This is a genomic window from Bounagaea algeriensis (genome assembly GCF_054491375.1).
In genome coordinates this window covers 859,374-880,065 of sequence record NZ_CM137102.1, presented here as the reverse complement: position 1 = coordinate 880,065, position 20,692 = coordinate 859,374, and the positions used below count along the sequence as shown (strand labels likewise).

Genomic DNA, 20,692 nt, shown 5'->3' with positions numbered 1-20,692 from the left:
GTCACCGCCCGATGAGCTCGGCAGCGGCGTAGGAACACCCCCAGGACAGCGAGATGCCGGACCCGCCGTGGCCGTAGTTGTGCACGATCCGCGCCCCGGCGTAGTCCTCGGCTTCCACACGCACGCGGGAACGCGCGGGGCGCAATCCCACCCGCGTTTCGAGCGGGCGCGCCCGGTTCAGCCGCGGCTCCACCCCGGCGCACCGGGCCATGATCCGCTCGCTGAGCTGGTGGTTGGGCACCGTGGACCACTCGTGCTCGGCGGCGATCCCGCCGAGCACGACGCGGTCCGCGTGCGGCATGATCGACACGAACTCGGTTTCCCGGGCGATTTCGAGCAGGAACTCCTCGACGCCCGGGTTCTCCACGACCACGTGCTGTCCCCAAACGGGCACCACCGAGGGATCGCCGAACATGCGCGCACCGATGCCCGCGCAGTTGACCACCCGCTCGGACTCCGCCGCCGCGTCGGCGAGCGCCGGCACTTCCGAGCGCAGCAGCTCTCCCCCGGCAGCGCGGAAGCGCTGCACCAGGTAGTCGAGGTAGCGCGGCATGTCCACCAGCGGGAACGTGCCGTGGTAACCGCTGAGGAACGGCGCGGGCAGCTCGTTCGGGGTGCAACGGCGCAGGTTCGGCACGAGTTCGGCCTCGGCCGGCAGCCCCACGCTCAGGTCGAAGCGGGCGGTGATGCGCCCGTCGCTCAGGTGCACCCCGGTTTCGGGGTCCTCGGCGAGGCCCAGCAGCTCGGCGTGCGTGCGACGAGCCCATTCGACGACGTGCTCACGCGGTTCCAGCAGCGCCGGGGCCCACATCGCCGCGGCGGCGGCCGACGCCGTTGCACCGGGCGGTTCCGAAGTGCGCACGCGCACCGGCCAACCGGCTTCGGCGAGCACGATGCCGGTGGTCAAACCCATGACCCCGGCTCCGATCACGAGCACTGGCGCGCGCACCTCAACCACGATCCGCACGGTATCAGGAGGCCGTAGCGGGCACCCGTGTTCGACCGGGCAGGACAGCCACGTGTCGGGTGGCCGTCGCGCACTGTCCGCACGAGCAATGATCTTGACGACTACACTGCACAGCCACTGACCGGGGCAACTCACCTCCCGCACGCACACCGCACTTCGACGCGCACGACCAGGAGCATCGGTGCATCCACAGCCGATACACCCGCAGAACCGCGAACGCATCCTCTCCGAAGCCCTCGCGATCGAAGTCGGCAGAGGCGCCCGGGTCGAATCGCACGGCGCGAACATGGGCGTGGTGGTGTACGGCAAACAACCGAATCACGTGCTGCACGCGATCCTGACCCTGTTCACCTGCTTCGCGTGGGCGCTCGTCTGGTTGGTCATCGGACTCACGGTCAAGGAACGGCGCATGAGCATCTTCGTCGACGACTGGGGAAACATCCGCCGGCAATGAGCCAGCTCCCCCCGAACGCACCGCCGACGGCCGCGGGCCACCGAGCGCGATCGGAGTGGAGCAGGAATGCCCGGTGAACGCGCGTTGCCGGAGCTGTTGGCGCACCTCGAACCCGAGCTGCTTCCCGGGGAACACGTCTTCACCACTGTGGACGGTCACGAAGACCCCGTCCCGGCCAAGTACGGACAACCGGTGGTGGCCGTGCGCGAGGCCGAGGGGACGACGCTGGTGCTGCCCCGGGCGCAGGCCGACGAGGCCGGCCTGCCCTACGAGTACGTCGCGGCGCAGATCACGCTGCGCGTGCACTCCGCGCTGGACGCGGTGGGGCTCAGCGCTGCCGTGTCCACCGCACTGGCCGACGCCGGGCTGAGCTGCAACATCGTCGCCGGCTACCACCACGACCACCTGTTCGTCCCGGCCGAACACGCCCGGCACGCGCTGCAGGTGCTGCGCGAGCTCGCCACCTCGGCAGCGAGGTGAAGCCCTGAGCGCGAGCGCGGGTCGTTCCGCCGTCAAGCCGCGGTCGGCCACGGCGAGCACGGCCGACCGCGGCGCGAACCTACGCCTCGTGTTCGACCGGGATCCACAGCTCGTAGCTCATCCAGCCGCCGTCCTCGGAAAGTTCGGTGGCCAGGATCTCCGGCCCCGGTGCGCTGCGGTACGGGTTGGACGGGAACCACTCGGTGAAGATGTCGCGCCACAGGTACTGCACGGATTCCGGCGCCTTGCCGGATCCCGTGAACACCGCCCAGGTGCCCGCGGGCACCTCCCACGCGTCGGTGTCCTGCGGTGCGTCGGCGGTGGAGACGACGCCGTGCAGGTAGTGCACCCGCGCACCTTCATCGCGCGACTCGTCGAGCGTTGCCACCGCGGCCACGAGGCCGCGCGGGTCCATGTTGGACAGTTTCGCCAACCGCTCGTCCTCGTCGGACCCGATTCCCCGGTCGAACTCGTTGATCGCCTCGTTGTGTCCCAGATGGATGATCGGAACGACGGTGCTGTGCCCGATGATCCGGAAAGCGTCACGATCGGCGATGCGGTATTCCATCGGCGTGCTCCCTTCGATGGTGAGGTGGAACGTCATCCGTGGTTGGGAGCGGAGAGTCGCACCGGTCCGCCTCGCTTCGGCCGGTCCGACGCCGTGCATCGCGCGGAACGCGCGGGCGAACGCCTCCCCGGACGTGTAGCCGCAGCTGATCGCGATGTCGAGCAGCGACTCCTCGCCGGAGAGCACGCGCCCGGCCGCCAGCGTCAGACGCCGCCTGCGCACGTACTCCGACAGCGGGATGCCCGCGAGCGCCGAGAACATCCGGCGGAAGTGGTATTCCGAGGTGTGCGCGATGCGCGCCAGCAGCCCCACGTCGAGCTCCTCGCCGAGGTGCTGTTCGATGTGCGCCATGGCCTCGTTGAAGCGGTCGAGCATGCAGATCTCCTTCCCGACCTCCAACGTAGGGCGGCGGCGAACCCGCGGACCCGACGATCCGTGCCCGGGTGAGTCGGAGGCGGCGAGATGGGAGCGCTGCTCCTGCTGGTCATCGGCGCGTCGCGGTGGGCGCGGTGTGCGTGGCTGTCGGGGCCGGGCCGCCGATCGCACGGCACGTGCGCACGAGGCATGCGGTTGGTCACCGGAAGCGGCCGGGTGCTGTTCGAGGCCGTCAGCAGCCGGTCGCTGTGCATCGGTGCGTGAGAGGCGCGGGGCCCGCCAGCCTGCGGACCGAACGCGCGAGCGGCGCGACGCACTGGTTCGAGGAGGCGTCGGCGTCATCAGCGGGCTGGATCGCTCCGCCCGCGGTGCCCCTCCGCGGTCAGCGGTCCTCGCTGCGGCCGTCCGCGGGTGCGGGGATGAACGGCGAGCGCAGGTGGTGCGCGGAAGCGTTGTCGTCCTCAGTAGATGGTGCGGACGCCGGGTGTGCGCCCGTCTTCGCGGTCGCGGCTCCGGTTTCCGGTTCGACGAAGTGCACTGGCGGTGCCGTGTCGACCGCACCGGACCGGTCGTGGCGCGGTGCCGCGGGAGCGCTGCGGCCACTCTGCCGGTGGCCGTTCGGCGACTCGTGGCGTCGAGATGTCGAAGTACTCATACGATCTCCTTCCGAAAAGCACGCGTCTGCGGGCAGACGGCGTGCCGGTGAGCGCGGTGTCCCGCCCGTTCCGGCGAGGGATGCCGCGCGATGCGAGTGCGGGGCTCGGGCTCCCGGTCAGATCCGCGCAGTGGACTCCTGCGGCGCTCGGGGCCTTGGTGACCTCGCAACTGAGCCCCTGGTTTCAGCCCAGCTCGGGCGAGCCCGAGGTGTTGGTGGTCGGGTGCATGAACGGAGAACCAGACCTGGCAACTACCACCACGAACGGTACACACCGCGGGCGGATCCGACAAACACCCTGTGTGCCGCACAACACACCTGCGCCTGCGCGCCGACGGCACCTCCACCGACGAGGAGTTCAACCACCTGCTCGGGCTGGGGGCGCGGCGCGCGGACGTGGGTCAGACACCCGATGTGCCCTGGGTGGTGCTCGCCGCCCCGGAGGGCAACGAGTTCTGCCTGCTCCCTCGAGCCGTGCAGGACCTCGAGGAGCACGAAAAGCCGCGGGATTAGGACGTTCGTGGATCCGTGCGATGCGTTGCGGGGATCGGCGGGTTGATCCCGACCGTGTAGGCAACCTTCATGATCATCACGAGGACCATGCCCGCTCTACCGCTCCCACACTTCATGGCCGCGCTCCCACCACCGCAGGTCACAACACACCATCACCGACCTTGCCGAGGTGTGCGCCAGCGGGCCCAGTAAGGCCCAGGCACCACCCGCACCGCTTCGCGTGCGATTTCAGGCACCAACCGTTCTGGGTCGAGTCAGCTGGTCATGCAGTTCGTGTCCGCCGAGGCAGTGAGTCGACGGACTGACAAATAAGGCACACGCCCGTGCAGACGTTCGGTACAGCAAAAGCCACATATGGATGTTGTTAATGCTGTGCGCATGTGTAGCATGACGGTATGAAGGCACTGGCGGCTCTGACAGCGCTCGGCGATGAGTACACGCCGGGCCAGTGGGGGATGGTCACCACCTCGCAGGCCCGCCAGCTCGGAGTGGAAACGGTCACGCTGACGCGGCTGGTTGAACAGGGCCTGCTGCTGCGGCTGCGTCACGGGGTGTATGCCGTCGCAGCCGCCGAGGAGGCCGACCACGCCGACCTCAAGGCCGCATGGCTGGCCCTGAACCCCAAGGTTGCGGCCTGGCGCCGACCGATGCTGGACCCCGACGGCGGGGTGGTATCGCACCGCAGCGCCACGCTGCTGCACGAGCTGGGCGACCTCGCCGCCGACAAGATCGAGGTGAGCGTGCCGCGTCGTCGGACCATGCGCGACCCTGCGGTGCGGCTGCGCGTCCGCGCGCTGGAACCTGGTGATGTGATCCTGGTCGAGGGACTACCGGTCACCACGATCGAGCGCACCGTGGTGGACCTGCTCGAGGACCACGTCGATGCGAGCCACGTAGCACCGATCATCCACGAAGCGTCCCTTGACGGCAGGCTTGACCTGGACAGCCTCGCTGCCCGTATCGGTGGCTACAGCCGCCGATACGGTCTCGCCACCGGCGACGGGCGGGGACTGCTGGATCACCTGCTGGCTCAGGTCAGCGATGCGTCTCCGAGTGAGCGGGCACTGGTCGAGATCCTGCAGTCCTACCCCGAGGTCTATGACGATCTCCAGCGGCGCCTGTCCCGCTCGGCCATGCACACGTCCCGCAACAGCACGCAGCAGGTGCTGCCGAACCTGACGAAGGCCCGCATGGCACCGGTGCGTCGGGCCATAGCCGCCGCTGGCCGGTCGCACCAGCAGTATTCGCGCCGCACTGCTCGACCAGATCGGCGCCACTCCGCGCGCAGTCCGAAAGACGCTTCGCAGCACCGCCCGAGCCCACGCAGCACCGCCCGAACCCACGCAGAGTCGAGGTAACGCGTGCCCCCGCACAACCCGATCCAGCTCAATCGTCTGCTGGGCAAGCTGGCCAGGGAGACGTCCGAACGCAACGGCGTCAGCAGCGGTGAGTGGCTGCGGCGCTGGTTCCTACAACGTCTGGCGGCCCGAGTGTTCACCCATGATCGCGACGGCTGGCTCCTCAAAGGAGGGCTGGCGATGCTCGCGCGCTACCCCGGAGCACGGCACTCCCGCGACCTGGATCTGCTGCACCGGACGTGCAAGCAAGACCTGGACGAAGCCGTACACGCCCTGCGCGTAGCAGCGCAGCTCGACCTCGGCGACATGGTGCAGTTCGCCCACCTCAGCACCCAGGGTGGTCCGACCGCCGACGGTTCCGGCGAGAGCGATGCTGGCCGTCCGTGCCGGTCGGTGAAGTTCACTCCGTCCGTGGGCCCCAAGCGGCACAACACCATCACGGTCGACCTCGTCACCGACATGGACCCGGTCGGGCAACCCGTCACGCGCCCCCTTGAGCCGCTGTTTGATCTGCCCTTCGGCGAGGTCGAGCTACAACTGGTGTCCCTGGAAGATCACTTGGCGGACAAGTGCTGCGCGATGTACGAGCAGCACAACGGAGCTCCGTCGAGCCGCGTCAAAGACCTGGTCGATCTGGTCTACGCGATCAGCCAGGACACGGTGGATGGACACCTGCTCGCCCAGGCAATCAGCAAAGAGGTGCAACGCCGCCAGGCACAGCACACCGATATCGACCTGCCAGATCGGTTCACCGTGCCCGAACGGCGCAGCTGGGCTGGCGGCTACAGCACGCAAGCCAGCACGATGGACGGGCCGGACCATCTGCACTCATTCGATGCTGCCGCCGACCTTGCCGACCGGTTCCTCACGCCACTGCTCCAGGGCGACAGCGTCGGCCGGTGGAACCCGACGGCGGGCCGTTGGACCAGCCAGGCATGAGTAGACGCCGACTTCCCGAGTCAACACAGATGGGTGATGGTGGAGCGACGTGGACCGTTCCCGTTGCGCTGACAGTCGAGCGCAGTGATCGAGCGTCCGGCACAGCGGGAACACTTCGGTGATGAGGTCGCACAGGTCGAGAACAACGACTTCCGGCGGGTGTTCCTCGGACCCGAACACCCGCTGGTCGGCGGCGGCATGCCCTTCGACGGCGCGAGCGTCGGTTTCGGCCACAACGACTCGTTCGTGTTCCAAGCTCGGGCGTTCCTCGACGAGATCCAGGGCCGCTCGGAACTTCCCGGTTGCATGCCGCTGACGCACGGCCTGCACAACCTGCACATCCAGCAGACGGTCACCGACTCGGCGCACAAGGCAGCGACGGTCGAACTCCCCGACCACGTCCCGACCGCGCTGCACCGGCAGCCCGCGGCCAGCGATCGCCGAGCGGGCGGAGACGGGCGGGGATCGCGGTGACACAACGGATCGAACGAGGTTCGAACACCTCGTCCACCGAATCCCCCACGGGGTTCGTCCGCGTCATCGCCGCGGTGGCGACGCTGGGCGCGCTCCTGTTCGGTTACGACACCGGCGTGATCTCCGGAGCTCTACCGTTCATGGAACTCAGCCCGGACCAGGGCGGTCTCGGGCTGACACCGCTCACGGGGGGGCTGGTGACCTCCTCCCTCGTGTTCGGGGCCGTCTTCGGCGGCAACACGTTCTTCGTCCTGGCCGTCGTCAACATCGCCACGTTGGTGTTCCTGGTGAAGTACTTGCCCGAAACGCGCGGACGCACGTTGGAATCGCTCGAGGAGAAGTTCCGGCGCGACCACGCGAGCGCGCGCGAGCGTTCGCAGGACGCATAGCGCGGCCCCGCGGTCGATCACCACCCCCTTTGACCACCGCACGAGTTCCGGAGCGGTCGAAACTGCCGAGAACCACTCGGATTCCGCCGCACCGGTCGGGTAGGCTCCGGCGTCGGCAAGATCAACCAAGGAAGGGCTGCCATGACGCAGGTTTCCGAACCGGCTGACACCCCCGGCGGCGAGCACCACGCCCGCATGATGTCGATGATCACCGGCTACTGGGTCACCCAGGTCGTTCGCACGGTGGCGACCTACTCCATCGCGGAGCACCTCGCCGAAGCCCCGGCCACGCCGGAGCAGCTCGCCGCGGCGAAGGGCCTCGATCCCGACGCGACGCGGCGGCTCCTCCGCGCCTGCGCAGGACTCGGACTGGTCACGTCCGACGACGGCGCGCACTTCTCCCCCACGGACCTGCTGCGCACCCTGCGGCACGACGTGCCCGGATCCCTGCGGGGTCTCGCCATGGCGCAGGCGTCGCCCGGCCACTGGGAACCCTGGGGCAACTTCCCCGAGGCGGTCCGCGCCGGCCGCCGGCAAGCACCCGCGTACCACGGGCTGCAGCTGTGGGACTACTACGCCCAGTTCCCCGAGGAAGGCGCCGTGTTCACCACCTCCATGGACGACCTGTCGGCGATCGTGATCGACGACGCCGCCGAGATCATCGACACGTCCGGCACCAAGACCGCCGTGGACGTCGGCGGGGCGAGCGGCAGCCTGGTGCACGCGCTCATGCTCGCCGACGAGGACCTGCACGGCAGCGTGCTCGACAGCCCGCAGGTCGTGCCGGACGCCGAGGCCGCGGCGGCGCAGAAGGGGATCGCCGACCGGTTCACCGCCGTTGCCGGTGACTTCTTCGAATCCGTGCCGAACGCGGACTTGCACCTGCTGAAGTTCATCCTGCACGACTGGTCCGATGAGGACTGCGTGCGGATCCTGGACAACTGCCGCGCGGGGTTGAACGATGGCGGGCGCGTCGCCGTCCTGGAAATGGTCATCGGCGAGCTCGGCGACCCGGGCCTCGCCCCGATGATGGACATGAACATGCTCGCGGTTGCCGCCGGCAAGGAACGCACGCTCGCCGAGTACGACGCGTTGTTCGCCGCCGCGGGGCTCACGCGGACGAAGGTGACGCGGACCAGCTCGGAATACGTCATCATCGAGGCGACCGCCGCGGAGTGAAGCAGCAGGAAGAGCCGGTGGCGGCACCGGACGAGCGCGGGCGCCCCGCCCGGTGCCGCCGCCGCGTCCTCGACGCGAAACACCGCGCGTGCAGCGGTGATCGTCGTCTCGTGAGCCTCAGGAACATCCCGCGCATGCCGGGCCGAACGTGCGTCGACGGCCTCGGCGCTCGACGGCGCGATCGCGAACGCCCTCCGGTGCGGCTCAGCACGGTCTTGCGGGCCATACGGAGCGGATATCAGCGGCTATTCAGCTGGTACTTGTTGCCACTGGATGCTCCGACATACCGTGAGCGGAAAAGATCGCTGTGCTCGGGAGCGCAGTCCACGTGCGCATGGCCGGTCAGCTCGCGGGTTTCGAGTCGGAGGCACCCCGCGGCGGAGTGAGGCGCCGCTGTTCTCCTCGCGGCAGCCGTGCAGATGAACCGTGCAGACGAACTGGGAGGTTCGCGTCGTGGCCACTTCGACAGGACAGGACACCCGGCGTTGGGCAGTGGTGACCGGTGCCAGCTCCGGCATCGGCGAGGCCACGGCGCGCCGACTCGCCGCCGAGGGCTTCCACGTCGTCCTGGGCGCCCGCCGGACGGACCGGCTGAAGGAACTGGCCGACGAGATCGACGCCACGGCGCTGCCACTGGACGTCACCGATCCGGACTCGGTGAACGCCTTCGTCGCGCAGGTTCCCCGATGTCACGTGCTGGTCAACAACGCCGGCGGCGCGAAGGGGGCGGCGACGGTCGCCGAGGCCGACGAGGACGACTGGCGCTGGATGTGGGAGACGAACGTGCTCGGCACGTTGCGGTTGACCAAAGCGCTGCTGCCGGCGCTGCTCGCCTCCAGCGACGGGCACGTGGTGACGGTGACCTCGGTCGCGGCGCTGGAAGCCTACGACACCGGCTCCGGCTACACCTCGGCCAAGCACGCCCAGGCGGCCCTGCACCGAACGCTGCGCGGGGAGCACCTCGGAGAACCCGTGCGGTTCACCGAAATCGTGCCGGGCTTGACCGAAACCGAGTTCTCCGAGGTCCGCTTCGGCGGCGACAAGGAGCGCGCCGCCAAGGTCTACCGAGGATTGACCCCGCTGAGCGCCGACGACGTCGCCGACACCATCGCGTTCGCGGCTACACGCCCCTCGCACGTCAATCTGGACCAGATCGTGCTCAAACCTCGCGACCAGGCTTCGGCCACCCGGGCCCACCGGCGCTGATCCGGTGGCCTCCGTCGGCTGGTGGGGGCGGCCGCGCTGGAAGTTGTTGGCACCGCCGGGATCGCTGGGACCTGGGATGGCAGGCGATGTTCAACGCCTGCCGCCCTCACTCGGCGGACGAGGATGATTCCCGTTCCGAGTTCGACGTCTTGCTGCCGACGCTCATGATCGCCGTCACGATGGCTCCGACCATGAAGATCGCGGCCATATGGATGGATCTCTGTCCCGCCCCGATGCTGGACCATGACAGGATGTCAATGAAGGCTCCGGCGATCCACAGCAGGATTGGTACGCTCCTATGCATACGCGCTACCCTATGCTGAGTTGATCTCAACGGTGGGTGTCATGGCGCAGTACCCGGGCTGTACGTCGTGGTCTTGGCGTGTCGAATCGTTCGCAGGATCGGTACCGTGTCTGCCCAGGAGTGATCGACGTGTCGGAGACGTTCGGGCAGGCGTTGCGCCGATTTCGGATGACCGCGGGGTTGTCGCAGGTGCAGCTGCGTCGGCAAGCGCACATCGATCAGTCCAGCCTGTCCCGGTACGAGAACGACCGGCAGCGTCCGGCGGTGGATACGGCCGAACGCCTGGATGCCCTGTTGGGTGCTGGCGGGTATCTGCGGGCTCTCGGCACGGGTAACGCCGCGGCGGATGTAAACACGCCGGAGGATGCCGAGCAGATCAGCCGGGCGCTGGCTGCCCCGCACAGGATCGATCCGGGTGCTGTGCGGGCTCTGGAGGATGTGCTGACGGCTCAGCGCCGGTTGGACGACACGATCAGCCCGGCGCCGATGATCTCGTCCGTGTCGGTGCAGGCAGACACGGCTGCAACGCTGGTGAAGCAAGCCGCGGGCCCGTTCCGGGCCGCGCTCGCGGAAGTGGCCGCAGAGTGGACGCAGTTCCTGGGCTGGCTGCACGCGGAGGCTCGGGACGATGCCACGGCCCTACGGATGCTTTCGGATGCGGAGCACGCCGCGGACGAGGCCGGTAGCGGGGTGCTCGCGGCGCAGGCTGCGAACTTTCGGGGTTATGTGGCCAGGCAGCAGGACAACCCGCGGGGTATCGTTCGCTGGTTCCTCGCGGAGCACAACACGCCGGGTGCGAACGTGCATCAGCGGATCGGTTCGGCTGCTCAGGCAGCGGACGGGTGTGCCCGGTTGGGTGATCACGACGGTGCGCGGCGGTTGCTCGACACCGCGGAATCGCTGCTCGACGAGGGGGCGGAAGTTCCCGCCCCGCGCACGGCGTACTGGCTGGATACGAACTTCCACCGGCTGAATCTAGGACTCGGCTACCTGTCGTTGCAGCACTACGGCATGGCGGTCGATCATCTGGCCTCCGGGCTGGACGGGTTGCCCGACGATCAGCAGGGCTCCGAGTGGACCTGCGAGTACTGGGCGGCGCTGGAGCAGGCTCGGCAGCACGCATAGGCGTATGCGGACCCTATGCGCATACCCGCGCAACCCCTGCACTGATCGTTCGTGCTTGGCGACAGTAAGGGCATGATCTTTGTTGCGGCTGCTGTCGCCGTGTGGGCGATCATGTTCGGCCTGGGGCTGCGGATGTGCTGGGTGCGTGCCTTCCCGCACTGGAAGGGGGTGCGGTGACTCACGAAACCGGTCCGTGGACGGACCTGGATGGTGTGGTGCATATCGGCATCAGCCGAGTCACCTACTGCGGGGAGACCGACCATGACCCGCTGGGTATTCCGGTGCGGGTGTGCCATGAGTGCGTGATGGCTTCGATCAAGGCGTATGCGGGTGGCCGTAGCGAGCTGCCGCGCCGCTCGCCGGGCGAGCACGTGGAACGCCGGTTGACGATCACCGGTGATCTGTTCCAGTACACAGTGCCCGGTGGTATTGATCTGAATCTACTTCGGCGAGCGTTCGAGGGTCTGCTCCGCTTGCCGTGACTTCCGTGGGCGGTGGCGCCCCCGACCGTCGCCGCCCACGGTTCCCTCGGTTCCGAGGTGTGCGTCACTCGCTGAGATCCACGGAGACGGGCGACCCCGATTGCTCCCGACCGTGGGACCCGGGGGATCTCGGTTGCTCTCAGGGGAAATCAGTGCGTTCTACTGCATCGTACCTGGTCATGGTGTTAATCCCTATCCAGGATGGTCAGGGGAAGCGGAAAACCGGTGCAGTGGACCGAGATACGAACAGGGCCCCGATCGAAACCGGGGCCCCGCCGTGCTAATCTTGCTTCCGCCAAGTCACAAAAATAGCAGCGTCAGCGTAGCACGCGGAAGCACGCTCCCTCCACGGCCGTCCCAGGCAGGTCGCGGGCGGGGTTGAAGTCCTGGCCGACGTTCACAGCGCCGAGTACCCGGGTGAGAGCCGGTGAAGCTGGAGCGCGCGAACGTGTCGTTCTCGGAGCACCCCGCGACCGGTCTTGGAAGCGTCGCGCGCGAGATCCACTGATCACGCCCTCCATCGCGGTCTCAGTGGTAACCCCGGCGCTGTCGAGCCGTAACAAGCTCGACGGGTGAGCGATCACCCCTTCAAGGTCCCGATCGACGCGTGCCTGCAGACGTTGAGCTTCTGCAGACCCTCGGTGCTCGTTGATCGAGACCAGGGGGATCGACGTGCCTCACCTTGCCTGCCCGGGTTGCCGCGGCCGAGATGGTTGCTTCGTCGTCTGACGCAGCAGGATCGAACCAGGCAAGCGCTACGACCTGTGCAGTCCTGCTCGCCGTAGCGTGTGGCGCTGCCGAGGGCGTCCGCGGGCGACCACACAGTCTGTTGACCGACCAACCGGGGCACAGAGCAGTTCACCACTGGTTGTGCGGCCGCTCGGGGTATCCCTCGGTGCTCCGCAGGGTCAGCACCAAGTCAGCACGGGTCCGGGCAACAGCGGGAACCCGCCAGGACAAAACGGTTTGACGAACAGAGTCGCAATCGTGTTGTCCAGGGGATTTGGCACCGATGACCAGCACGATACAAGCGCCGTGCTTACAACTTAGACGTTAAACCTGAACTCGACCACGTCGCCGTCGTGCATGACGTACTCCTTGCCCTCCATGCGCATTTTCCCGGCCGACCGGGCGGCCTGCATGGATCCGGCTTCGACGAGCTCGCCGTACGAGATGATCTCGGCCTTGATGAAACCGCGCTCGAAGTCGGTGTGGATCACCCCGGCCGCCTGCGGCGCGGTCCAACCCTGGCGGATCGTCCACGCGCGGGCCTCCTTCGGGCCTGCCGTCAGGTAGGTCTGCAACCCGAGGGTGTGGAACCCGGCGCGGGCCAACGCGTTCAGCCCCGGCTCGCTCTGCCCCACCGACTCGAGCAGCTCGCGCGCCGACTCCGCGTCGAGTTCGGTGAGCTCCTCCTCGACCTTGGCGTCGAGGAACACCGCGTCGGCGGGCGCGACGAGATCACGCAGCTCCTTCTGCTTGACCTCGTCGGCGAGCACGCCCTCGTCGGCGTTGAACACGTACAGGAACGGCTTCGTCGTCAGCAGGTTCAGCTCGCGCAGCTCCTGCGAATCCTCCATCCCGGCGGCGAACAGCGTCCGCCCGGAATCGAGCACCTCCTTGGCCTGCTTGGCCACGTCCAGCGCGGGCCGCTTCTCCTTGTGCGTGCGCGCTTCCTTCTCCATCCGCGGCAGGGCCTTCTCCAGCGTCTGGATGTCGCCGATGATCAACTCGGTGTTGATCGTCTCGATGTCGCTGGACGGGTCGAGCTCGCCGTCGACGTGCACCACGTCCGGGTCGTCGAAGACGCGGATGACCTGGCAGATCGCGTCGGCCTCGCGGATGTTGGCGAGGAACTTGTTGCCCAGCCCCTGGCCTTCGGAAGCGCCCTTGACCAGGCCCGCGATGTCCACGAACGACACCGTGGCCGGCACGGTGCGCGCGGAGTCGAACATCTCGGCGAGCTTGTCCAGGCGCGCGTCCGGCAGCGGGACCACGCCCACGTTCGGCTCGATGGTCGCGAACGGGTAGTTCGCCGAGACCACGTCGTTGCTGGTCAGCGCGTTGAACAGGGTGGACTTGCCCACGTTGGGCAGGCCGACGATTCCAAGGGTGAGGCTCACGTCCGCCAGTCTAGGAGCCGGTGCACGCGCGAGCGGCCCCCGGGCCGCGGCGATGTGCTGCATCTCGCCCGCGCTGCGTGACGGGTGGCCTGCGTGACGGGTGGCCTGCGTGGCGAGTGGCACTGCGTGACGGGTGGCGCTGCGTGACCGGGACCGGTCGCGCGGAACGGGTCAGCCGTCCTCCCGCTCCTGGCGATCGTCCTGACCACCGTCGTCCCGGTCGTCCCCGTCCTGGTCGTCCTGCTGATCGTCGCCCTGCTGGCCGCCACCGTCGTCCCGGTCATCGCCGTCCTGCTGGTTCTGCCGGCCGTCCTGCTGCTGACCACCACCGCCGTCCTCCTGGCGCTCCTGCTCGCCCTCCTGCCCGGGCATGGCGTCGTCGCAGGCCGTGGCACCGAGGGCGCAGCCGGCCGCGAGGACGAGGCCGGCCGCCCTGGCCGCGCGTGATCCGTTCCGCCGAGTTCGCGACATGCACCGAGGCTATCCACCTCCGCGCGCCCGGCGCAGCCCCCCGCGCGGACGATGCCGCCAGCGCAGCCGGACCAGCACGATGTCTGATTTCCGCTGGTGGCTGCCGCTGCGGCGATGGCAGGATCGAGCTGTGCTGGTAGGAACCGAGCAGGCGTACAGGGCAGTCGCCGCCCGCGACACCCGTTTCGACGGGTGCTTCGTGCACGCCGTGCGCTCCACCGGCATCTACTGCCGCCCCTCCTGCCCCGCGCGCACCCCGCACCGCGACAACAGCGCCTTCTTCCCCACCTCCGCCGCAGCGCACGCCGCCGGGTACCGCGCGTGCCGCCGCTGCCTGCCCGACGCCGTGCCCGGATCGCCCGAGTGGGACATGCGGTCGGACCTGGCCGGGCGGGCGATGCGGCTGATCAACGACGGGGTGCTCGACCGCGTCGGGGTGCGCGGACTGGCGGCGGAACTGGGGTATTCGCCCCGCCACCTCACCCGGGTGCTCACCGCAGAACTCGGCGCCGGCCCGCTGGGGCTCGCCCGCGCGCACCGGGCGCACGCGGCGCGCCTGCTCATCGAAACCACCGAGCTGGCGTTCACCGACATCGCCTTCGCCGCCGGGTTCGCCAGCCTGCGCCAGTTCAACACCACCGTGCGGGAGGTCTTCGCGGCCGCGCCGACGGACCTGCGCCGCCGCGCCCGGCACGCGCAGCGCCCGGCGGGCACCGGCCGGATCCGGCTGCGGCTGCCGTTCCGCGACCCGTGCGACCTGAGCGGGATGTTGGCGTTCCTGCGCGGACAGGCGGTTCCCGGCCTCGAACGCTCCACTGCGGACGGTTACGCCCGCACGCTGCGGCTGCCGCACGGCGCGGGTGTCGCCGAGCTCCGGCCGGAGGCGGCGCACCTGGCGTGCACGCTGCGGTTGACCGACCTGCGGGACCTGGGCAGCGCGGTCAACCGCATCCGCCGGTTGTTCGACCTCGATGCGGACGCGGCCGCGATCGCCGAGGTGCTCGGGGACGATCCGGCGCTGGCACCGCTGGCGCACCGCCGTCCCGGCGTGCGCGTGCCGGGCAGCGTGGACGGGGCGGAAACGCTGCTGCGCGCCGTGCTGCACAGCTGCGGCGCGGACTCCGGTGCGCAGCGGCTGGTCGCGGCACTGGGTGAGCCGCTGGCGCTCGACGACCGGCTCGGAGGCGAGGCACCGCTCCTGTTCCCCGAACCCGGGGTAGTCGCCGACCGCGGCGCCGAAGCACTGGACGGCCAGGCACCGGCCGTGCGGACCCCGGTGGTGGAGGCGCTGCGGGCGGCGGCGTCCGCGCTGGCCACGGACGACCTCCGGGTGCACCCGGGGTGCTCCGCCGAGGAGTTGCGCGCGCGGTTGCGCGAGCTGCTCGGCCTCACCTCGCAGACCGCGGATGCCGTGGCGGTGCGGGTGCTGGGCCTGCCCGACGTGCTGGTCTCCGATCGCACGCTGCTGCGCGGCGCCAAACTCGCCGGACTGCCGACCGACCCGGTGGCGCTGGCCGAGCACGCGCGGCGCTGGCGGCCCTGGCGTTCCTACGCGGGCGCGCTGCTGCGGCAGCTCGCCCGGATCTCAGCGGAAAGGACACCGACATGCACTGGTCCACAGTAGACACACCAGCGGGACCGTTCAGCGCGGTCGTGGACACCGACGGCGCCGTACTCGCCTCCGGCTGGACCGCCGAGCTCGACGACCTCGTCCCGCTGATCTCGCCCGAGCTGCGCGCGGGAACTCCGCAGTGGACGGACGACCTCGGCACCACCGGCGAAGCCGTGCGCGCCTACCACGACGGCGATCTCGCCGCCGTGCGGGACGTCGCGGTGCGCCAGCGCTCCGGCCCGTACTTCCAGCACGCCTGGGAAGTACTGCGCACCGTGCCCGCCGGCAGCCCGATCACCTACACCCGCTACGCGGAGCTGGCCGGGCGACCGCGGGCCGTGCGGGGTGCGGCATCGGCCTGCGCGAACAACGCGGCGGCGCTGTTCGTGCCGTGCCACCGGGTGCTGCGCAACGACGGATCGCTCGGCGGATTCCGCTGGGGCCTGGAGGTCAAGCGCTGGCTGCTCGAGCACGAACGCTCCGCCGCCGGCTGCGGGGATGAGGAGGACGCCGAGACGGCCGCGGCGCTGCCGTGAGCCGCGACCTCCTCCGGGAGGCTCGCCGCGCCCCGCACGAGGAAGTCCGCCCCGTACCGACCGGAGCGAACACCGCCTTCAGCGGGGAACACCGCACCGGGCTCCTCCCCGCAGTGCCGGGCACCGCGGGGAGGACTGGCAGTGCACGCCGCTGCGCCGACCTGCTCAGCAGACGTGCTCCACGCTGGAGCCGGCGCGCGCCTTGCGCACCCGCAGCCGCACCGGGATGCGCTGACGCATCTCCTCCACGTGCGAGACCAGCCCGACCACGCGGCCGCCCGCGCGCAGTTCGTCCAACGTGTCCATGACCATGTCCAGCGCGTCCGGGTCGAGGCTGCCGAAGCCCTCGTCGATGAACAGCGTGTCGAGCATCGCCCCACCCGCTTCGGCGGCGACCACGTCGGCCAGTCCGAGCGCCAACGACAGCGAGGCCAGGAACGACTCCCCGCCGGAGAGCGTGGCGGTGGGCCGCTCCTTGCCGGAGTAGTCGTCGAGCACCTCCAGCCCGAGCCCGCCGCGCTTGCCGCGTTCGCCCGCGGCGTCGGTGTGCACGAACGAGTAGCGCCCGTCGCTCATCCGCTGCAACCGGCGGGTGCCGGCGACGGCGACCTCCTCCAACCGGGCGGCCAGCACGAACGAACGCAGCGACATCTTGCGGGCGTTCTGCCCCTGCCCGTTGACCACGTCGGTCAGCGCGTCGAGTTCGGCGAACTCGGCGCGCAGCGGGTCGAGTTCCGCCCACGCCGCGCGCAGCTGCTCGGCGACCTCGCCCAGCTGGCGTTCGCGCTCCAGGGCCTGCTGCGCCGCCGCGGCCGCCCGTTCGGCGCGATCCTGCTCTTCGGCGTACTCCCGCTCGGCCGCGTCGACGTCGACCTCGGCCGCAGGGTCCACATCGGCCAGTTCCGGATCGGCCAGTGCGGACCGCGCCGCGGCAGCCTGTTCGTCCACTCGGGACAGTTCTGCTTCGAGCCGGCTCTGCCGCTGTTCGTCCCGGTGCGCCTCGAGCGCCTCGGAAACCTCGTCGAACCCGGCGCGCACCGCTGCATCGGCCAACGCGCGCTGCTGCTCTGCGAGGCGTTCGGTGGCGTCATCGCGCGCGGTGCGGGCCGCGACGAGCGCGTCGAACCGCTCGGCCCGCTGCTGCAGGAACTCCCGCCGCTGCTCGATGTCGTCGAACTCCCCCCGCGCCTCGCGCAGCCGCTGCCCGCGTTCGGACACGGCCGACCGGAGATTGCCGAGCTCGGTGCGGCACGCCGCCAGGTCCGAACGCGTCCGCGACAGCCGCGCCCCCAGGTCCTCCGCGGCGGTTTCGAGTTCGGACACCGCCGCCGCGCGGGCCGCGTGCTCACCGGCGGCGGCCGCGAGCGCATCGGCCTCCTCGGTAAGCTCGGCGACCTCGGCCGCGAGTCCCTCCTCGGTGCGGTCACCGAGGCGTTCGCGCAGCCGCTGCACCTGCCCGCGCGCGGTCTGCTCGGCCTGCTCGGCCGTGCTGCGCCGCTGCGCGGCCCGCTGCTCGGCGGCCTGGGCGCGCTCCTCGTCGTCCGAACCGACCTGCTCGGCCACCGGTCGTGCCGGTGCGGGGTGCTCCGAAGCGCCGCACACGGAGCACGGCTGGCCGCCGACCAGCCCGTCCGCCAGTTCCGCGGCCATGCCCGCCAGGCGGGCTTCGCGCAGCCGCTGCACCTCGTCGCGCGCCCGCTGGTGGGCATCCACGGCAGCACCGCGTTCCCGCTCGGCCTCGTCCTGCTCGCGCTGCGCCGCGGGCAACGCACGCGCCTGCTGGTGCAGGTCGGTGCGATCGGCCAGGCGCTCGCGGACCGTGTCCAGCCAGTCCCCGGCGCGGGCGGCCTCGTCGAGCCGCTGCCGCGCGGCCTGCAACCGCTCCGGCAGCGCGGCCTGCTGCGCGAGCAGGTCCTCCTCGGCGGCGGCGTGCTCGGCGACGCGTCCGTCCAGCTCACCGACGCGGCGTTCGTCGGCGCGCTGCTGCTCCGCCTCGGCGACGAGTTCCCGCAACCCACCGGCCTTTTCCCGGTCGGCGCCCGCGCTGCGGCGCAGCTCGGCCAACTCGGCCTCCGCCTCGGCACCGGCGTGCTCGGCGCTGCTCCGCACCCGCTCACGCGCCTCGGCCAAGGACTGCTCGGCGCGCTGCACCGCCTCCCGCGCGGTCACGACCGGGACGGCGCTGCGCGCCGCGGACAGCTCGGCCCGCCACCGGTCGTGCTCGCCGCGCCACTGCTCCAGCTCGTCCAGCGTCGCCCGCGCCTGCCGCACCCGACGCACCTGCTCGGCCGACGTCCGCCGCCGCGTCAGGCGCTGCTCCGCCGCGTCGCGCGCGCGGCGCGCCCGCGCCTGCTCGGCCTGCGCCTGTTCGCGCTCGCGCGTGGCGGTCTTCTCCGCCTGCTCCAACCAGGACCGCTCGTCGGACCCCTCCTCCGCCTCGTCCGGCCCGTGCCCGACGACCTGCACCGCGCGGGCGAGCAGCTGCCGCACCTGCTGCTCGGCCTGCTCGGCGGCGCGGGAGCGCTGCGCGCGGTGCTCGCGGAACCACGACTCGACGCGGGCGAAGCGCTCGGTGCCGAACAGCTTCTCCAGCAGCTTCTCCCGCTCGGCCGTGTCGGCGCGGAGGAACTTGGCGAACTCGCCCTGCGGCAGCAGCACGACCTGGAAGAACTGCTCCGCGGTCATCCCCAGCAGCCGCTGCACCGTGCGGGCGACCTCGTCGACGCGAGTCACACCTTCGGCCGCCTCGCCCTCCGGCGGCCCGCCCAGCCAGGTCAGCGCGGCCGCGGCCTGCTTCTTCGTGTAGCCGGAGCCGCGCTTCTTCGGCCGCTGGTGCTCGGGGCTGCGCTCGATGCGCATCCGGTGGCCCTGCACGGTCAGCTCCAGCACGACCGCGGTGGGCACGTCCGCACCGGCCGTGTCGCAGCGCAGCCTGCGGCCGTGCTCGCGCGCGCCCGGCACGCGCCCGTACAGCGCGAAGGCCACCGCGTCCAGCACCGTCGTCTTGCCCGCGCCCGTGTCGCCGTGCAGCAGGAACAGGCCGTCGGCGGCGAGCGCGTCGAAATCCACCACCTGCTGGCCCGGGTAGGGGCCGAACGCGGACATTTCCAGCCGGTGCAGCTGCATCAGTTCACCTCCGCGCGCACCGTGCGCAGCGCCTCGTCCAGCAGGGACCGTTCCGAGTCGGTGGGTTCGCTGCCGCGGCAGTCGGCGAGGAACCGCGCGGCCAGCTCGGTGTCGTCGCGCCCGCGCACCGCCTCGGAGTAGCGCAGCTGCGCGGCGGCGCGGCCCTGCTCCGGTTCCCACTCCAGGTGCACCGCGTGCGGGAACCGCTGCTGCAACCGCCGCATCGGGTCCAGCGGGCGCACCTCGTCGGTGAGCACGGCCGAGACGTAGCAGTCCGCCACCTCGGCGTGCTCCGGCGCGCTGAGCAGCTCCTCCAGCGGTCCGCGCAACGCGGCCAGTGCGCGCGGCACCGGGAGGTCGCGGCGCCGCACCTCCCCGAGCCCGCCCGCGTCCAGCTCGGCGATCCAGACGCACTTGCGGTGCTCGCGCTCGGCGAAGGAGTAGGCCAGCGGGCTGCCCGAGTAGCGCAGCCCCTCGCGCAGCACCTGCGGGCCGTGCAGGTGGCCGAGGGCGACGTAGTCCACCCCGTCGAACACGGCGGCGGGCACCTGTTCCGCGCCGCCGACGGCGACGGTGCGTTCCGAACCGCCCCCCTCGCCGCCGGTGACGAAGGCGTGCGCGAGCACCACCGACCGCGTGCCCGCCTCGCGCGCGGCCAGGTCCGCCCGCACGCGGCGCATCGCCTCGTCGAGAACGGCGGCGTGGCCGCGCTGCTCGGGTGCGGAACCACCCGCCTCCTCGGCCGTGTCGCGCAGCACCTGCCGCGCCGGATCCGGTTCGAGGTAGGGCAGGCCGTAGCAGGCGACCGGGCCGTGCTCGTCGTGCAGCAGCACCGGTTCGTGCAGCTCGGCGATGCGGGTGCGCAGGTGCAGCCCGCCGGCGGCGGCGAAGTCGGCGAACGCGCCGACCCGCGCGGCCGAGTCGTGGTTGCCCGGGGTGATCACCAGCTGCGCCCCGGTGTCGGCGATGCGCCGCAGCACGCGCATGCAGGTGCGCACCGCCTCCTGCGACGGCACGGCCCGGTCGTACAGGTCGCCGGCGACGACCACTGCGTCGACGTGCTCCTCGGCGGCGATCCCGGCGATCCCGGTGAGCACGGACTCCTGGTCGGCCAGCAGGTCGCGGCCGTGGAAGGTGCGGCCCACGTGCCAGTCGGAGGTGTGCAGTACCCGCATGCGGACCAACCTAACGGGCCGCTCCGGCGAGATCGGCCAACCGGTGCGGCCGTGTCGAGCGGGCCACGACACGCCCGCGGTGCGACCCGCGTCCGGCGGGCAGCACCGCGGCCGTGTCGGGTGGGCGCTCTCGAGCACCGCGGCCGTGTCGGGTGGGCGCTCTCGAGCACCGCGGCCGTGT

At 70.6% G+C, this 20,692-nt stretch carries 17 protein-coding genes and 2 pseudogenes; 13 read left to right on the top strand and 6 right to left on the bottom strand.

Going from position 1 to position 20,692, the window contains the following annotated elements; genetic code table 11:
- Position 1: 1 nt before the first annotated feature.
- Complete coding sequence (locus tag ACVGV2_RS03995; protein ID WP_459164698.1) at positions 2 to 958, bottom strand: FAD-dependent oxidoreductase; 957 nt, start codon at positions 956 to 958, stop codon at positions 2 to 4.
- Positions 959 to 1,148: 190 nt separating this feature from the next.
- Between ACVGV2_RS03995 and ACVGV2_RS03990 the strand changes: the two genes are divergently transcribed.
- Both ACVGV2_RS03990 and ACVGV2_RS03985 read left to right on the top strand, forming a co-directional pair.
- Positions 1,149 to 1,421, top strand: a complete 273-nt coding sequence (locus ACVGV2_RS03990; RefSeq protein ID WP_459164697.1) for a hypothetical protein — start codon at positions 1,149 to 1,151, stop codon at positions 1,419 to 1,421.
- Positions 1,422 to 1,487: 66 nt separating this feature from the next.
- Positions 1,488 to 1,901, top strand: a complete 414-nt coding sequence (locus ACVGV2_RS03985; protein WP_459164696.1) for an ACT domain-containing protein — start codon at positions 1,488 to 1,490, stop codon at positions 1,899 to 1,901.
- A 79-nt stretch (positions 1,902 to 1,980) separates the two neighbouring features.
- On the opposite strand, the gene ACVGV2_RS03980 is transcribed toward ACVGV2_RS03985, so the two are convergent.
- Positions 1,981 to 2,844, bottom strand: coding sequence for a GyrI-like domain-containing protein (locus ACVGV2_RS03980; protein ID WP_459164695.1), 864 nt, complete (start codon positions 2,842 to 2,844; stop codon positions 1,981 to 1,983).
- A gap of 913 nt (positions 2,845 to 3,757) precedes the next feature.
- Here ACVGV2_RS03980 and ACVGV2_RS03975 point away from each other — a divergent pair.
- The 9 genes and pseudogenes from ACVGV2_RS03975 to ACVGV2_RS03935 form a co-directional block, all read left to right on the top strand.
- Positions 3,758 to 4,012 (top strand): annotated as a pseudogene (locus tag ACVGV2_RS03975) (VOC family protein); the annotation flags it as partial.
- A 395-nt stretch (positions 4,013 to 4,407) separates the two neighbouring features.
- A complete protein-coding gene (locus ACVGV2_RS03970; protein ID WP_459164694.1) occupies positions 4,408 to 5,370 on the top strand; it encodes a type IV toxin-antitoxin system AbiEi family antitoxin domain-containing protein in 963 nt (320 codons plus the stop codon).
- A gap of 3 nt (positions 5,371 to 5,373) precedes the next feature.
- Positions 5,374 to 6,309, top strand: coding sequence for a nucleotidyl transferase AbiEii/AbiGii toxin family protein (locus ACVGV2_RS03965; protein ID WP_459164693.1), 936 nt, complete (start codon positions 5,374 to 5,376; stop codon positions 6,307 to 6,309).
- Between the two features lie 84 nt (positions 6,310 to 6,393).
- Positions 6,394 to 6,783, top strand: a complete 390-nt coding sequence (locus ACVGV2_RS03960) for a hypothetical protein (protein ID WP_459164692.1) — start codon at positions 6,394 to 6,396, stop codon at positions 6,781 to 6,783.
- A gap of 65 nt (positions 6,784 to 6,848) precedes the next feature.
- Positions 6,849 to 7,016 (top strand): annotated as a pseudogene (locus tag ACVGV2_RS03955) (MFS transporter); the annotation flags it as partial.
- Positions 7,017 to 7,313: 297 nt separating this feature from the next.
- Positions 7,314 to 8,351 (top strand): methyltransferase, encoded by a 1,038-nt coding sequence (locus tag ACVGV2_RS03950; protein ID WP_459164691.1) that lies wholly within the window; start codon positions 7,314 to 7,316, stop codon positions 8,349 to 8,351.
- 453 nt (positions 8,352 to 8,804) lie between these two features.
- Positions 8,805 to 9,557, top strand: coding sequence for an SDR family NAD(P)-dependent oxidoreductase (locus tag ACVGV2_RS03945; protein ID WP_459164690.1), 753 nt, complete (start codon positions 8,805 to 8,807; stop codon positions 9,555 to 9,557).
- Positions 9,558 to 9,990: 433 nt separating this feature from the next.
- Entirely contained in the window at positions 9,991 to 10,986 is a 996-nt protein-coding gene (locus ACVGV2_RS03940; protein WP_459164689.1) for a helix-turn-helix transcriptional regulator, read from the top strand.
- Positions 10,987 to 11,159: 173 nt separating this feature from the next.
- Positions 11,160 to 11,468: a hypothetical protein gene (locus tag ACVGV2_RS03935; protein WP_459164688.1), complete on the top strand. Its 309-nt coding sequence runs from the start codon at positions 11,160 to 11,162 to the stop codon at positions 11,466 to 11,468.
- Positions 11,469 to 12,514: 1,046 nt separating this feature from the next.
- Here the strand turns inward: ACVGV2_RS03935 and ychF are convergent.
- Together ychF and ACVGV2_RS03925 are read right to left on the bottom strand one after the other, a co-directional pair.
- Complete coding sequence (gene ychF / locus ACVGV2_RS03930) at positions 12,515 to 13,591, bottom strand: redox-regulated ATPase YchF (protein ID WP_459164687.1); 1,077 nt, start codon at positions 13,589 to 13,591, stop codon at positions 12,515 to 12,517.
- Between the two features lie 171 nt (positions 13,592 to 13,762).
- Entirely contained in the window at positions 13,763 to 14,062 is a 300-nt protein-coding gene (locus ACVGV2_RS03925) for a hypothetical protein (protein ID WP_459164686.1), read from the bottom strand.
- 79 nt (positions 14,063 to 14,141) lie between these two features.
- Between ACVGV2_RS03925 and ACVGV2_RS03920 the strand changes: the two genes are divergently transcribed.
- Together ACVGV2_RS03920 and ACVGV2_RS03915 are read left to right on the top strand one after the other, a co-directional pair.
- Positions 14,142 to 15,686: a bifunctional transcriptional activator/DNA repair enzyme AdaA gene (locus ACVGV2_RS03920; RefSeq protein ID WP_459164685.1), complete on the top strand. Its 1,545-nt coding sequence runs from the start codon at positions 14,142 to 14,144 to the stop codon at positions 15,684 to 15,686.
- Positions 15,668 to 16,210, top strand: a complete 543-nt coding sequence (locus tag ACVGV2_RS03915; protein WP_459164684.1) for a methylated-DNA--[protein]-cysteine S-methyltransferase — start codon at positions 15,668 to 15,670, stop codon at positions 16,208 to 16,210. The genes ACVGV2_RS03920 and ACVGV2_RS03915 overlap by 19 nt, the downstream gene beginning before the upstream one ends.
- A gap of 165 nt (positions 16,211 to 16,375) precedes the next feature.
- Here the strand turns inward: ACVGV2_RS03915 and ACVGV2_RS03910 are convergent, their stop codons facing one another.
- Both ACVGV2_RS03910 and ACVGV2_RS03905 read right to left on the bottom strand, forming a co-directional pair.
- The gene (locus ACVGV2_RS03910) at positions 16,376 to 19,336 is read right to left on the bottom strand and encodes an AAA family ATPase (protein WP_459164683.1); all 2,961 of its coding nucleotides are present in this window, start codon (positions 19,334 to 19,336) and stop codon (positions 16,376 to 16,378) included.
- Complete coding sequence (locus tag ACVGV2_RS03905; protein WP_459164682.1) at positions 19,336 to 20,511, bottom strand: exonuclease SbcCD subunit D; 1,176 nt, start codon at positions 20,509 to 20,511, stop codon at positions 19,336 to 19,338. The genes ACVGV2_RS03910 and ACVGV2_RS03905 overlap by 1 nt, the downstream gene beginning before the upstream one ends.
- Positions 20,512 to 20,692: the final 181 nt, after the last annotated feature.

What these genes read in the sequence shown, in the direction of transcription:
- ACVGV2_RS03910 (WP_459164683.1), bottom strand. Translation starts at nt 19,336, where the DNA reads ATGCAGCTGCACCGGCTGGAAATGTCCGCGTTCGGCCCCTACCCGGGC.
- ACVGV2_RS03950 (WP_459164691.1), top strand. Translation starts at nt 7,314, where the DNA reads ATGACGCAGGTTTCCGAACCGGCTGACACCCCCGGCGGCGAGCACCAC.
- ACVGV2_RS03985 (WP_459164696.1), top strand. Translation starts at nt 1,488, where the DNA reads ATGCCCGGTGAACGCGCGTTGCCGGAGCTGTTGGCGCACCTCGAACCC.
- ACVGV2_RS03980 (WP_459164695.1), bottom strand. Translation starts at nt 2,844, where the DNA reads ATGCTCGACCGCTTCAACGAGGCCATGGCGCACATCGAACAGCACCTC.
- ACVGV2_RS03915 (WP_459164684.1), top strand. Translation starts at nt 15,668, where the DNA reads ATGCACTGGTCCACAGTAGACACACCAGCGGGACCGTTCAGCGCGGTC.
- ACVGV2_RS03905 (WP_459164682.1), bottom strand. Translation starts at nt 20,511, where the DNA reads ATGCGGGTACTGCACACCTCCGACTGGCACGTGGGCCGCACCTTCCAC.
- ACVGV2_RS03925 (WP_459164686.1), bottom strand. Translation starts at nt 14,062, where the DNA reads ATGTCGCGAACTCGGCGGAACGGATCACGCGCGGCCAGGGCGGCCGGC.
- ACVGV2_RS03920 (WP_459164685.1), top strand. Translation starts at nt 14,142, where the DNA reads ATGTCTGATTTCCGCTGGTGGCTGCCGCTGCGGCGATGGCAGGATCGA.
- ACVGV2_RS03970 (WP_459164694.1), top strand. Translation starts at nt 4,408, where the DNA reads ATGAAGGCACTGGCGGCTCTGACAGCGCTCGGCGATGAGTACACGCCG.